The organism is Paenibacillus prosopidis (genome assembly GCF_003337375.1).
Classification (GTDB): domain Bacteria; phylum Bacillota; class Bacilli; order Paenibacillales; family Paenibacillaceae; genus Pristimantibacillus; species Pristimantibacillus prosopidis.
This window is the reverse complement of sequence record NZ_QPJD01000003.1, coordinates 173126-186076: the sequence shown is the minus strand read 5'-3', so window position 1 is coordinate 186076 and position 12951 is coordinate 173126. Positions and strand designations below refer to the sequence as shown.

The window sequence follows — 12951 nt, the reverse complement described above, 5'->3', positions numbered from 1 at the left end:
AATTCACCTCCTTCAATATAATCGCCATTAGCCTCGCTGCCGCCGGTGAGATCGGACACCCAAGCTAAGGTTAAGTATGCGGTTAGAACATATAAAACGTATGTCTAATCACAACGTTGTAAAGTATATCATATTAGATAGACCGTTGTCGAGGCGAATGCGATTTTCTTCGTTATTTATATGCTTCCGTTAGAAATCTAGCCTTTTGTGAGTCTAACTCAATTTGTTTGACGAGCTCATCAACTGAATTGAATTTCTGTTCCGGCCGGATAAAAGATCGGAATTGAACACGTATTTGTTCCCCATAAATGTCACTATTGAAATCAAACAAATGTGCCTCCATAACCGGCTGAACCTCTTGCTTATTAAACGTAGGCTTCATTCCATGATTCAAAACGCCCGGGTATGCCTTCCCGCCCAGCAGTGCGGTAATCGCATAAACGCCAAGCCTCGGAGCTACGAAAGGATGCTTGAATTGCAGGTTAGCGGTAGGAAAACCTATTGTTCTGCCTCTCCCATCCCCATGTACAATGATACCAGCCATTTCATAAGGTCTGCCCAGCAGGCGTTCAGCCAATTCTAAGTCGCCTTGCTCGAGCGATTCCCGAATATAGGTGCTGCTGACTTTTATGCCGTTTTCAAACAGCGGCTCAATAACATGCACAGCAATGTCAGGGTAGCCCAATTGCTTCAGCGCTTCCGTGTTTCCGGAGCCTCTGTAACCAAAATTGAAATCGAAGCCTACAACGACCTGCTTTGCACGAAGCGTGCGCAGCACTTCATCTACGAAGCGCTCCGGGGAGACAGATGCGAAAGTGGTATCAAATCTCATGACGAATACGAGATCGACTCCTAGCTCCGCAAACAATCCCGTCTTAACTTCTAAAGGCGTAAGGCAGCGATAATATTGATCGCCTTGACCGAGCACTTCCTTTGGATGCGGATCAAAGGTCAATACCGCTGACAGCAAATCGGCTTCCTTCGCTTCCCTTACTGCTTGGCGAATCACATTTTGGTGTCCGCGATGAACACCGTCAAAATGACCGATTGCTATGGAAAGCGGTTTGTCCAGCGTTAACGTGGACAAACCGTTTAAAGGATAAGTTAATGGTATTATTTCCAACGCTGACACACCTGCATTTCCTATTAACTTTCTTTAACGACTGCTCAAGCAGAAAAAACTTTGACTGGCTTGAATACAGCGGCCTCCGTGTCGATCTGAAATATCCCGAGAAACGAATTATCGTCATTATATAGACGAATAAGTTTTCCCGCTTCGCTGTCTAAAGCTCTTATACCAGCATGTTCCAAACCAACCTTTTGCCCCTGTAGCGCAAGCCTGCCGATTGATACTGGAACCTCTGCACGCTCCAAATGCGTAATAGCTTCATCTGCAGCAATTAAATGCTCGCTTAACGTACCGGATTGCTGCAATTGCTCGATTTGCTCAAGCGTCAAGCAGCTCTCTTTCGTGATGCCGCCAGACATCGTACGCGTCAAATGAGCCATTGCAGCAGGTACCCCTAACGCTTTGCCAATATCCACACATAATGTGCGGATATAAGTCCCCTTTGAACATACGACCGAAAAAGAGATTTTGGGATGTTCCAACTCCAGCTGCGCGTCAATTAGCTCTATTTTGTGAATAGTAACTAATCTCGGCTTCCGTTCCACCGTTTTGCCTTCTCTGGCCAGCTCGTAAAGCCGCTTACCCTCGATTTTGACCGCGGAATACATCGGAGGTATCTGTTCAATCTCTCCCTCAAAGCGTTTAAGAGCCTCACGAACATCAAACTCTGTAACGTCTACTGACGATTGCTGCTCAATAACCGTTCCGGTCAGATCCTCTGTATCGGTTGCGATGCCAAGCTGCAATACGGCTTCATAGGCTTTGGGCCGTTCTTGAACATATTCAACCACTCGTGTGGCACGTCCGAGACATAGCGGCAATACACCGGTCACCATAGGATCAAGCGTTCCTGCATGTCCGATACGCTTCATCTTCAGGATACGTCTAACTTTCGCAACCACATCGTGAGAAGTCCAGCCTTCAGGCTTCCAAACTGCCAAAATGCCGTCCATCGTTTAAACCAACGCCTTTCTTACTGCTTCAACTAGCTGACTAATTGCGTCAGATAATGGACCTTCCAGCCGGCATCCCGCTGCTCTGACATGCCCGCCCCCGCCAAACGACTGTGCTATAGCAGCAACATTCGCTTTACCTGCAGAACGGAGACTCGCTTTGACAGCGCCGTCTTCTGTTTCTTTAAACAAAATGCCAACCTCGACACCGTCAACATTAAGCGCATAATTAACAATGCCTTCTAGGTCCTCAGATACCGCACCCGTGTCACGCAAGTCATCTTTGCCGATGAATACCCAGCCGATCTCCAAATTATCTGTAAACTCCAAACGGTTTAAGGCGATTTGCAGCAGCTTTAACTTAGCCATCGTCATTTTCTCAAGCAAATGATCGGCCAATTCATTTCCGGATACGCCAACTGCAAGCAACCGCGATGCTATCTCCATGACGCGGGGACTTGTATTGGAATAGCGGAATCCGCCTGTATCGGTTAGTAGTCCCGTATAAATGGCTGTGGCGCAATCTAAGTCAAGTGAAATACCTGCATGCTCGATCAAATCAAACAAAATTTCTACTGTTGCTGCCGCTTCGGCACGGATAACATTAACGGAGCCAAAGCCGTTGTTCGTAGGATGATGATCGATATTAAGCAGCTTCGCTTCAGGGGCAAAGCTGCCCGATACTTCTCCGATCCGCCTAAAATCAGCACAGTCTATGGCAATTATGGCGTCGTACGTCTGCTTAGTGGCTTCAAGCTGATAATTGATGATTGAATCGAATTGGTACAAGTAACTCAGTCTGGACGGCAGCTCGTCTTCGTTCATCATCACGGCCGACTTACCCAGCTTTTGAAGCAGCCAGCCTACAACTACAGTAGAACTGATTGCATCACCATCCGGCTGGACATGCGATACGACGAGGAAGCTTTCCGCACTCCTCATAAACGCCAGTGCTTCATCCAGCTGCTCCAAATAGCTGCCTTGTATGGTCATCGAGTTTGATTCCCGCTGTTAATGTTTTCAAGCAAAGCTTCGATACGGCTTCCGTATTCTATACTGCTGTCAAACTTGAACAGTATTACTGGTGTATGACGAAGCCGCATCCGCTTACCCAGCTCAGAACGGATAAAGCCTGTTCCGCTTGCCAGAGCTTTAAGCGTTGCTTCCTTCTGCTCATCGCTTCCAAGCACGCTTAGATATACTTTCGCTTGTGACAGATCACTCGTTGCTTCCACACCTGTAACGGTAATGAAACCGATCCTTGGATCTTTTAGTTCTGTTTGTATAATTTGGCTCAGCTCTTTTTTAATTTGCTCGCCGACCCGTCCTACACGGATTTTTGCCATGCTATACTCACCTCTCTACTGATTCCATGACAAACGCTTCGATCGTGTCTCCTTCTCTTACATCGTTGTAACGATCAAGCGTTATGCCGCACTCATAGCCTTGAGCAACTTCTTTAGCATCATCTTTAAAACGCTTGAGGGAATCGATCTTACCCGTGTATACGACAATTCCGCCACGGATAAGACGCGCTTCAGCGGAGCGAGTGATCTTCCCGGAAGTAATCATACAGCCGGCAATCGCACCTACCTTTGTCACTTTGAATACGTTACGCACTTCTGCATGGCCGATTACAACTTCTTTGAAAATCGGATCAAGCATGCCCTTCATGGCTTGCTCGATTTCATCAATGACGTTGTAAATGATGCGGTGCATCCGCACATCAACTTTTTCTTGGGCGATCGTCGCTTCCGCTTGCGGATCCGGACGAACGTTAAAACCGATAACGATTGCATTGGAAGCCGACGCTAAAATAATATCCGATTCTGTAATCGCGCCAACACCGCTATGAATGATTTTAACGCGAACGCCTTCGATATCAATTTTAGCAAGCGAGCCTTTCAGTGCCTCGGCAGAACCTTGAACGTCCGATTTAATAATAACGTTCAGATCTTTAATTTCACCATCTTTTATATGACTATACAAATCATCCAGTGTAACGCGGGTATTTGCGCCCATCTCCGATTGACGCTGTTTGATGGAACGACGGTCTGCGATAGCACGTGCTTTGCGCTCGTCTTCGAATACCATAAACGGATCTCCGGCTTGCGGCACTTCCGTTAGGCCCGTAATTTCTATTGGTGTCGATGGACCTGCTTCTTTTAAGCGGCGGCCTTTGTCGTTAACCATTGCCCTGACACGGCCGAAGCAATTACCCGCGACGAAAGCATCTCCGATTTTGAGCGTACCGTGCTGTACGAGAATACGTGCAACCGGTCCTTTCCCTTTGTCGAGTTCTGCTTCGATAACAGTAGCGCGCGCCCGTTTGTTCGGGTTGGCTTTGTAGTCGTTAACCTCAGCTACGAGCAAAATCATTTCAAGAAGACCTTCGAGTCCAATACGTTGTTTCGCGGAAACTTCGACGAAAATCGTATCGCCACCCCACTCCTCGGGTACAAGTTCATACTCAGTCATCTCTTGCTTAATTTTGTCAACGTTTGCTTCTGGCTTATCGATTTTGTTAACTGCTACGATAATCGGCACACCAGCCGCTTTCGCGTGGTTGATTGCTTCAACTGTCTGAGGCATAATGCCGTCATCAGCAGCTACAACGATAATTGTAATGTCCGTCACCTGTGCACCACGTGCACGCATTAACGTAAACGCTTCGTGACCAGGCGTATCCAAGAACGTAATCTTTTTATGATTAATCTCAACTTGGTAAGCGCCGATGTGCTGCGTAATGCCTCCGGCTTCTCCGCCTGTTACGTTCGTTTTGCGAATCGCATCGAGCAAGGTTGTTTTACCATGGTCAACGTGACCCATAATCGTTACAACCGGAGGACGGGCTACCAAATTTTCATCTTCGTCTGTCTCTTCGACGGTTTCAAACGAATCTTCCTCAACCGGAATTTTCACTTCGACTTCTACGCCGTAGTCGGAAGCGATCAAATGAATCGCATCCATGTCGATCTCTTGGTTAATTGTAGCCATAACACCAAGGAAGATCAGCTTTTTGATAACTTCTGATGCGTCCTTGTGAAGCAACTTGGCTAAGTCGCCGACTGTCATCGTGCCGCGGACGATAATCTTCTTAGGTGTATTATCAATCTTCTCGCGCGGAGGCTGTTGTTGGAATTTCCCGCCGCGTCCTTTAGGTCCACGGTTGTTATTGCCTTTGTAGCCGCTAACTTTAGCATCGTCAAACCGTTTTTGGTTTGGTTTACCTTTTCTGTTCGCTTGATCGTCATTTGCACGGGCTTGCCCTTGCGCTGGTCTGGATTCAAAAGCACGATTTTGTCCTTGCGGCGCAGGACGGCTGCCTGCGTCTTGACGTGGTGCGCCTGGACGGTTATTCGTATTTCCTTGTCCGCCTTGACTGCTGCGGTTCTGGCCGGATGGTGCCGGACGATTATTTTGACCGCCTTGACCTTGTCCTGGACGGCTTGCGTTAGAACCGGATGGACGATTGCCTTGTCCGCCTTGACCTTGTCCTGGGCGGGCAGTATTTGATTGTGCCGGACGATTGCTGCTTGATTGTTGCGCTGGTCGGTTGTTGCTTGATTGTTGCGCTGGTCGGTTGGTGCTTGATTGTTGCGCTGGTCGTTGTTCACTCTGCTGTTGGTTGGTTTGTGTTTTCGTATTAATAGAATTCATAGGCCCCTGTCTATCTTGAGATAAATTATTGTTTGTGGTTTGAGGCTGCGCCTGCGGTTTTCTCTCATGCTGCTGCGGCTGCTGCGATTGCGGCCGGGTAGCAATAGGCTGCGCAGAAGAAACTGATACGCTTGTCGTTTCCTGTGCCCGTTTTGCGGCAGCATTCGATTTAATATCGCGGAAAAAGCCTTCAACCTTATGCACCATCTCATTTTCCATTACACTCATATGGTTATTGACGGGCAAATTTAGCCGTTTAAGAATCGTAATAATTTCTTTGCTGCTCATATTGAGAGATTTAGCGTACTCATATACGCGCAGCTTATCTTTATTATTGTCCTTGCTGTCTGCTTTATTGTTCAATATTATCCACCTCCGTATTATGGCTCAGATGACTCGCAATCATTTTCCCGAATTGTGCATCGGTTACCGCTAGTACAACGCGTTCCGGCTTTCCAATCGCCTTTCCTAGTTGCTCACGGTCGAATGCTTCGGCGAGTTGTATACCGTAGGTGCTGCATTTGTCTCGAAATTTTTTCTTTGTATTCTCTGAAGCATCTCCGGCAAGAATGACGAGATGCGCCTGTTTATGTCTTACCGCTTTCAGTACGATTTCATCGCCCGTAATCAATTTACCGGCCCGCATCGCCATTCCAAGCTGGGATAAGCTTTTATTCTGCTTCATCGCTAACCAGCTCCTTGCCTGCGATAAACTGCTCCTCTACCGCTGCAAAATCCTGCTCAAGCTGATCATAAATATGCTCGCCGACATGCTGCTTAAGCGCCCGGTCTAGTGCCTTAGTCTTCTTCGCTAATTTGAAGCAGCTCACTTTACCGCACAAATAAGCGCCACGGCCCGCTTTCTTGCCTGTCAGGTCAATTTGCACCTCTTCGGCCGGTGTCCGCACAATCCGAATGAGTTCCTTCTTCGGCATCATCTCCTGACAAGCGACACATTTGCGAAGCGGTACTTTTCTCGGTCTCACCGCACACCCCTCCTCTGCTAGCTGAATTGACGCATTCGTAATTATTAATCGATGGAAACCGAATCCTGATGCATAACTGTCGTTAGCGACTTCGGACGGCCGTATTCTTGCTCTGCCTGCGTCTCGCTCTTAATATCGATTTTCCAGCCTGTCAGCTTTGCAGCGAGCCTTGCGTTTTGACCTTTAATGCCAATTGCAAGCGACAACTGATAATCAGGAACGATGACTCTAGCCATCTTCTCTTGCTCGAACACGATTACTTCCAGCACCTTGGATGGGCTGAGCGCATTCGCTACATATTCATCTACGCTCTCGGACCATCGAACGATATCGATTTTCTCGCCTTTCAGCTCGTTAACGATCGTCTGAACGCGCAGTCCTTTTTGACCAACGCATGAACCAACCGGATCGACCTCGGAGTTGCGGGAGTGGACTGCAATTTTCGAACGGAAGCCAGCTTCGCGTGCTACTGAACGTATTTCAACGACGCCGTCGTAAATTTCCGGAACCTCGAGCTCGAACAATCGTTTTAAGAGACCCGGATGCGTTCGGGATAGTATAATTTGAGGCCCCTTAGTCGTATTCTCCACTTTCGTAATATACGACTTCACACGATCGCCGTGCTTGAATTTGTCCGTCGGCATGAGCTCCGTCAAAGGCAATACAGCCTCAACCTTACCCAGATCGACGAATAAATTGCGAACGTCCTGGCGTTGAACAATACCGTTGACGATATCCTCTTCTTTATCGATAAACGCATTGTAAATAAGACCGCGCTCTGCTTCACGAATCCGCTGTGTTACGACCTGCTTTGCCGTTTGAGCAGCAATTCGTCCGAAGTCGCGGGGCGTAACTTCAATTTCCGCTACATCATCAAGCTGATAATGCGGATTGATTTCACGGGACGCCTCCACTGTAATTTCGAGGCGCGGGTCAAGCACTTCATCGACGACCGTTTTGCGGGCATATACTTTAATAACGCCGGTATGACGGTTAATATCAACACGTACGTTTTGCGCCGTATTAAAATTCCGTTTGTAACTAGAGATTAGTGCAGCCTCAATAGCTTCCAGGAGCACATCTTTGGTAATCCCCTTATCTCTTTCGATTTCCTGTAATGCTTCAATAAAATCCATGCTCATTGGAACGGAGTTCCCCCTTTCAATATATAAAACGAATCAGTCAAGCATAAAAGACAGGTGACGTTCTCGAGAGCCGTCCGGGTCGCGCGGTGAAATATAAGCATCATATAAAGATATAGCATATGCTTACTTATATTTTAGAACACGATTGCAAGCCTGGCGCTTGCCACCTTAGCGTAAGGAATCGTATACTCCCTCTTGCCGGTGCGGACAACCGCATTTTCTCCGTCAAATGCAAGCAGCAGCCCTTCAAATTCTTTAGCGCCGCTAATCGGTTCATATGTCGTTAAGAAAACGTTCTTTCCGATTGCCTTGCGGACATCTTCTTCTTTCTTAAGCGGTCTTTCTGCTCCAGGCGAAGAAACCTCTAAAAAATAAGCGTCCGTAATTGGATCATTCTTATCCAGCTGCTCGCTGACGTATTCGCTGATACGGCCGCAATCATCAATATCGATCCCGCCTTCTTTATCCACGAAGATGCGAAGGAAAAAGTTGCCGCCTTCCTTGACGTACTCAATATCAACCAGTTCAAATCCATTGCTGCTGAGATAGGGCTGAACCAAATCCTCAACGGCGGTTTTGATTTTGGATGTACTCAAATTCAGTTGACCTCCTGTTTATACGCACTATGCCATTTTGCCGATTACAAAACGTAAAGAGTGGGTTTCCCCACTCTTCTGCATCAAAGTCTTTATCATCATCATTGCCAGAAAAATTATAACATAACCGCTATAGAGTGACAAGAAATCTTTTCTAGCCTAGCCTTATTAAAACAACGAAAGCTGGTTTGATTCCGGTAATCCGCGGAAGCAGCCCATGTTCCCAAGCACCTCGATGATCGTCTTTGTCGCCTTCGATTTCATTTGGAAATCTTCTATCGATAAATATTCGCCATCAGCTCTTGAAGCCGCAATATTGCGCGCAGCGTTATCCCCTATCCCTGCTATTGCTGCAAACGGCGGAATAAGCGAGTCTCCGTCTACCAGGAACTTCGTTGCATCTGACCGGTACAAATCAATCGGTTTAAAGGAAAAGCCGCGTGCCGTCATCTCGAGCGACATTTCTAACTGGGAAACCATGTTTTTCTCCTTCGGCAGTGCGTTAAACCCTTTTGCTTCTATTTCTATCAGCTTACGCAAAATAGCGTCGTACCCTTGGCAGAGAAGCTCCAGATCGAAATCGTCGGCTCTTACCGTAAAGTAAGTGGCATAAAACTCGATTGGATAATAAAGCTTGAAATAAGCGGTGCGAACAGCAGATATAACATATGCCGCCGCATGCGCCTTCGGAAACATATATTCGATGCGCAGGCAGGAATCAATGTACCACTGAGGGACCTTGCAGCGCTTCATCTCTTCTATCCATTCCGGCGTCAGCCCTTTACCTTTACGAACGCTTTCCGTAATTTTGAAAGCTAGACCGGCATCCATGCCCGCTTTATAAATTAAATAAAGCATAATATCGTCCCGGCAGCCAATAACGGTCTTAATGTTGCAGGTTCCATTCTTGATCAGCTCCTGCGCATTGCCAAGCCAAACCCCCGTACCATGCGACAATCCGGAAATTTGCAGTAGATCGGCAAACGATGACGGCTGCGTCTCTTGAAGCATCTGCCGAACGAATTTTGTTCCCATCTCAGGTACGCCATATGTCGCTACCGAGGAACGGATCTGTTCGCCAGGTACATTAAGTGCTTTCGTTGAGTTGAACATGCTCATAACCTTCGGATCATTCATTGGAATGGTCGTTGGATCAACGCCCGTTAAGTCCTGAAGCATCCGCATCATGGTCGGATCATCGTGACCGAGTATATCGAGCTTCAGCAGGTTTTCGTCAAAAGCATGATAATCGAAGTGCGTGGTCTTCCATTCCGCGTTCACATCGTCCGCAGGATATTGAACCGGAGTAATGTCCTCGACATCTATATAATCTGGAACAACGACAATACCGCCGGGATGCTGGCCTGTACTGCGCTTTACGCCCGTACAGCCGCTTGCAAGTCTCGCAAGCTCAGCGCCGCGCCATTTTTTGTTATGCTCCTCTTCATATTTCTTGGCGAAGCCATATGCTGTTTTCTCCGCTACCGTACCGATCGTGCCCGCACGGAAAACACATTTCTCGCTGAACAGCACTTTCGTGTAGTTGTGTGCGATCGGCTGGTAATCACCGGAAAAGTTAAGATCGATATCGGGAACCTTATCGCCTTTGAAGCCAAGGAAGGTTTCGAACGGAATATCCTGTCCTTCACCCTTCATCGGCTTGCCGCAGTTCGGGCAAAGCTTGTCCGGCAAGTCAAAGCCGCTCGGAACGCTGCCATCCAAAAACCATTCGCTATGACGGCAATCCGGATTTTTGCACAAATAATGCGCAGGCAGCGGATTAACCTCGGAGATGCCTAGGAAGGTAGCTACGACCGATGACCCTACAGATCCCCTAGATCCTACGAGGTATCCGTCCTCATTCGACTTTTTGACTAGCTTCTCTGATATGAGATAGTTGGCCGAAAATTTATATTTAATAATAGGAACGAGTTCTTTCTCCAGCCGGTCGATCACGACCTGCGGAAGCTCTTCTCCATACATGGACTTCGCTGTCTCATAGCAGGTATTTCGGATTTCCTCGTCAGCGCCTTCGATGATAGGTGCGAAGAGTCCGCTCGGAAACATGTCATAAGGCTCAAACCGATCTGCAAGCTCGGCCGTATTCGTCACTACGACTTCACGCGCTCTTGCTTCCCCTAGGAAAGCAAATTCTTCAAGCATCTCATCCGTCGTTCGGAAATGAGCGTCCGGCTTGCGTATGCTCTTAAGCGGGCTGAAGCCAGTAATTCCGTGAATCGTAATATCACGGTACATCTTGTCGCGCGGATTCAAATAATGAACGTTGCCAGTCGCGATAATGGGCTTGCCCAGCTCATCTCCAATTTGGCAAATGCGTCGCAGTGCTTGTTCAATCTCGGCACGGCTGCCGACTAAGCCCTTCTCCACCAGATGCATATAGAAGTCAATCGGCTGTATTTCAAGCACATCGTAGAAACGAGCCACCTCGATTGCTTCCTCAAGCGACTTATTTAGCACGGTTTCAAAAAATTCGCTTTTCTCGCACCCCGATATAACGAGCAGCCCATCTCTAAGCTCTACAAGCTTGCTTTTGGGGATCGTTGCCACCCGTTTGAAATACTCAGTATGGGATAAAGAAATAAGCTTAAATAAATTTTTCTTGCCAACTGCGTTTAAGGCATAAATATTGCAATGAAAAGGACGTGTATTAGATAAATCAATGCCGACATAATCATTTAATTGATGTAAATTAGTAATGTTACGTTCTGCCGCATCGGCAATAAGTCCGTATAAAATGCCTCCAAGCGCAAGCGAATCATCAACCGCGCGGTGATGATTTTCAAGACTAATCTTATATTTGTCCGCCAGCGTATTGAGTCGATGGTTTTTGAGTGACGGGTGAATGAAGCGAGCCAACTCCAGTGTATCAAGCACCGGATTTTTGACCTCCGGCATTCCAAGCGCCTTGCAATTGGCTTGGATAAAGCCGATATCAAACCGGGCATTGTGGGCAACGAGTACGTCATCCCCAATAAAATCGATAAACTCGCGAAGCTTAGGCTCCAGATCCGGAGCATCCTTCACCATGTCATCATTAATATTCGTCAATTGCGTGATGTGATAAGGTATTTTTTCGTGCGGGTTAAGAAGCGTTGAAAAACGGTCTATTTCTTTGCCGTCCTTCATTTTCACGCCTGCAAGCTCGATAATTTTGTTGTTGATGACGGAAAGACCAGTTGTCTCAATATCGAATACGACGTATTGAGCCGTAGCTAATGGTTCGGGTCTTGACTCCAGTACCATCGGCACCGCATCATTAACGACATTCGCTTCTACGCCAAAAAGCACTTTAATGCCATGTTTTTTAGCTGCTTTATTTGCATCCGGGTAACATTGCACATTACTGTGATCGGTTACGGCTATCGCTTTGTGCCCCCACTTTGCTGCCGTCTTAATGTATACATCAACAGGCGTAACTGCATCCATTGCACTCATCGTCGTATGAAGATGAAATTCTACCCGTTTTTCTTCCGCTTTGTCCATACGATCCGGAGGAGCCTTAACCTCATGCAAATCATTTGGCATCATAACGAGCTCAGGTTCCTGCATGAACCGGTCATATTCAACACGGCCGCGTGCTTTGACCCATTTACCGTTAGCGAGCTGACTCAATATTTTAACGTCGTCCTTCGTCTTGGCGAACATTTTCATAGCGATCGAGTCGGAGAAATCGGTGACGTTGAACGTAAACAAGGTGCTGCCGTTACGAAGCTCTTTTACATCGAGCCCGAAAACCGCTCCCTGGACCGTAATTTTCTTCTCTTCCTCAATGATATTCATCAGCGGCACTGGCTCTTCTTTAATATCATAGCCAACTGCCAAGCGCACCTCGCCCTCGTCAACTTCTTCTGCCTCAGACTGCGAGCTGGCCATTAGCTGTTGTACGTATTCACGCTCTTCTTGAACAATCCTGAGCGCATATTCGTCGATTATTTCTTGCCTTGCTTCGCTGACAATCATTTTAACTTTACAATTTCGCTGAAAATAAGTGCTGTAAAAACGGACAATATCATCATCCAGACGCTTCTTCCGCGCAAGCTCCAGGCCGGTTGTATCGAGAAGCGATAACGTCAGCACGTCACCCTCTACCTCGATACTTGCTTTTTGAAGCCATCCATTAACAGATGCAATTTCCCGCTGGGCCCATTCCATGAACAAACCCCAATATTGAAGGACGATCGACTCGGTTTCAACTACAGGATCATAGATGAACAAAAAGGATACGGCTGCGATATGCTCAAACTTCATCTTTGCTGCTTGACATAGCCCATTATAGGCCTGTAAAGGCACCATGGACGTTTTGCGGATGCAAAACGTCCATTCTCGATTGCTGTTGCTAACGATAACTTGATCGATATAACCATCTTGAAAATAATTTTGAATAAGTTCATGCGGCAGTTCCGTCTGCTTCAAAAGCAGCTCGAAACGCTGCCGCTTGTCCGCGGTTTGGCTCATACAACT

10 protein-coding genes are annotated in these 12951 nt (G+C 47.2%); all 10 read right to left on the bottom strand.

Going from position 1 to position 12951, the window contains the following annotated elements:
• Nucleotides 1-172 precede the first annotated feature (172 nt).
• Nucleotides 173-1123 (bottom strand): bifunctional riboflavin kinase/FAD synthetase, encoded by a 951-nt coding sequence (locus tag DFP97_RS05695; protein WP_114379249.1) that lies wholly within the window; start codon nucleotides 1121-1123, stop codon nucleotides 173-175.
• 44 nt (nucleotides 1124-1167) lie between these two features.
• Nucleotides 1168-2082: a tRNA pseudouridine(55) synthase TruB gene (truB, locus tag DFP97_RS05690; RefSeq protein ID WP_114379020.1), complete on the bottom strand. Its 915-nt coding sequence runs from the start codon at nucleotides 2080-2082 to the stop codon at nucleotides 1168-1170.
• Between the two features lie 3 nt (nucleotides 2083-2085).
• A complete protein-coding gene (locus DFP97_RS05685) occupies nucleotides 2086-3075 on the bottom strand; it encodes a DHH family phosphoesterase (protein WP_114379019.1) in 990 nt (329 codons plus the stop codon).
• Nucleotides 3072-3428 carry a 30S ribosome-binding factor RbfA gene (rbfA, locus tag DFP97_RS05680; RefSeq protein ID WP_114379018.1) on the bottom strand — a complete coding sequence of 119 codons (357 nt, stop codon included), beginning with the start codon at nucleotides 3426-3428 and terminating at the stop codon, nucleotides 3072-3074. The genes DFP97_RS05685 and rbfA overlap by 4 nt, the downstream gene beginning before the upstream one ends.
• A 7-nt stretch (nucleotides 3429-3435) precedes the next feature.
• Nucleotides 3436-6030, bottom strand: a complete 2595-nt coding sequence (infB, locus tag DFP97_RS05675; RefSeq protein ID WP_245975961.1) for a translation initiation factor IF-2 — start codon at nucleotides 6028-6030, stop codon at nucleotides 3436-3438.
• Between the two features lie 64 nt (nucleotides 6031-6094).
• Nucleotides 6095-6427 (bottom strand): L7Ae/L30e/S12e/Gadd45 family ribosomal protein, encoded by a 333-nt coding sequence (locus DFP97_RS05670; RefSeq protein WP_114379016.1) that lies wholly within the window; start codon nucleotides 6425-6427, stop codon nucleotides 6095-6097.
• Nucleotides 6414-6728 carry an RNase P modulator RnpM gene (rnpM, locus tag DFP97_RS05665; RefSeq protein ID WP_114379015.1) on the bottom strand — a complete coding sequence of 105 codons (315 nt, stop codon included), beginning with the start codon at nucleotides 6726-6728 and terminating at the stop codon, nucleotides 6414-6416. Before rnpM ends, DFP97_RS05670 begins: the two co-directional genes overlap by 14 nt.
• Nucleotides 6729-6772: 44 nt before the next feature.
• A complete protein-coding gene (nusA, locus tag DFP97_RS05660) occupies nucleotides 6773-7870 on the bottom strand; it encodes a transcription termination factor NusA (protein ID WP_114379014.1) in 1098 nt (365 codons plus the stop codon).
• Between the two features lie 137 nt (nucleotides 7871-8007).
• A complete protein-coding gene (rimP, locus tag DFP97_RS05655; protein ID WP_114379013.1) occupies nucleotides 8008-8469 on the bottom strand; it encodes a ribosome maturation factor RimP in 462 nt (153 codons plus the stop codon).
• Between the two features lie 168 nt (nucleotides 8470-8637).
• On the bottom strand, nucleotides 8638-12945 hold the full coding sequence (locus tag DFP97_RS05650; RefSeq protein ID WP_114379012.1) for a PolC-type DNA polymerase III: 4308 nt from the start codon (nucleotides 12943-12945) through the stop codon (nucleotides 8638-8640).
• Nucleotides 12946-12951: the final 6 nt, after the last annotated feature.

Coding starts and splice junctions, on each gene's coding strand:
- DFP97_RS05670 (WP_114379016.1), bottom strand. CDS start 6,427: ATGAAGCAGAATAAAAGCTTATCCCAGCTTGGAATGGCGATGCGGGCC.
- infB (WP_245975961.1), bottom strand. CDS start 6,030: ATGAGCAGCAAAGAAATTATTACGATTCTTAAACGGCTAAATTTGCCC.
- nusA (WP_114379014.1), bottom strand. CDS start 7,870: ATGAGCATGGATTTTATTGAAGCATTACAGGAAATCGAAAGAGATAAG.
- DFP97_RS05650 (WP_114379012.1), bottom strand. CDS start 12,945: ATGAGCCAAACCGCGGACAAGCGGCAGCGTTTCGAGCTGCTTTTGAAG.
- truB (WP_114379020.1), bottom strand. CDS start 2,082: ATGGACGGCATTTTGGCAGTTTGGAAGCCTGAAGGCTGGACTTCTCAC.
- DFP97_RS05685 (WP_114379019.1), bottom strand. CDS start 3,075: ATGACCATACAAGGCAGCTATTTGGAGCAGCTGGATGAAGCACTGGCG.
- rbfA (WP_114379018.1), bottom strand. CDS start 3,428: ATGGCAAAAATCCGTGTAGGACGGGTCGGCGAGCAAATTAAAAAAGAG.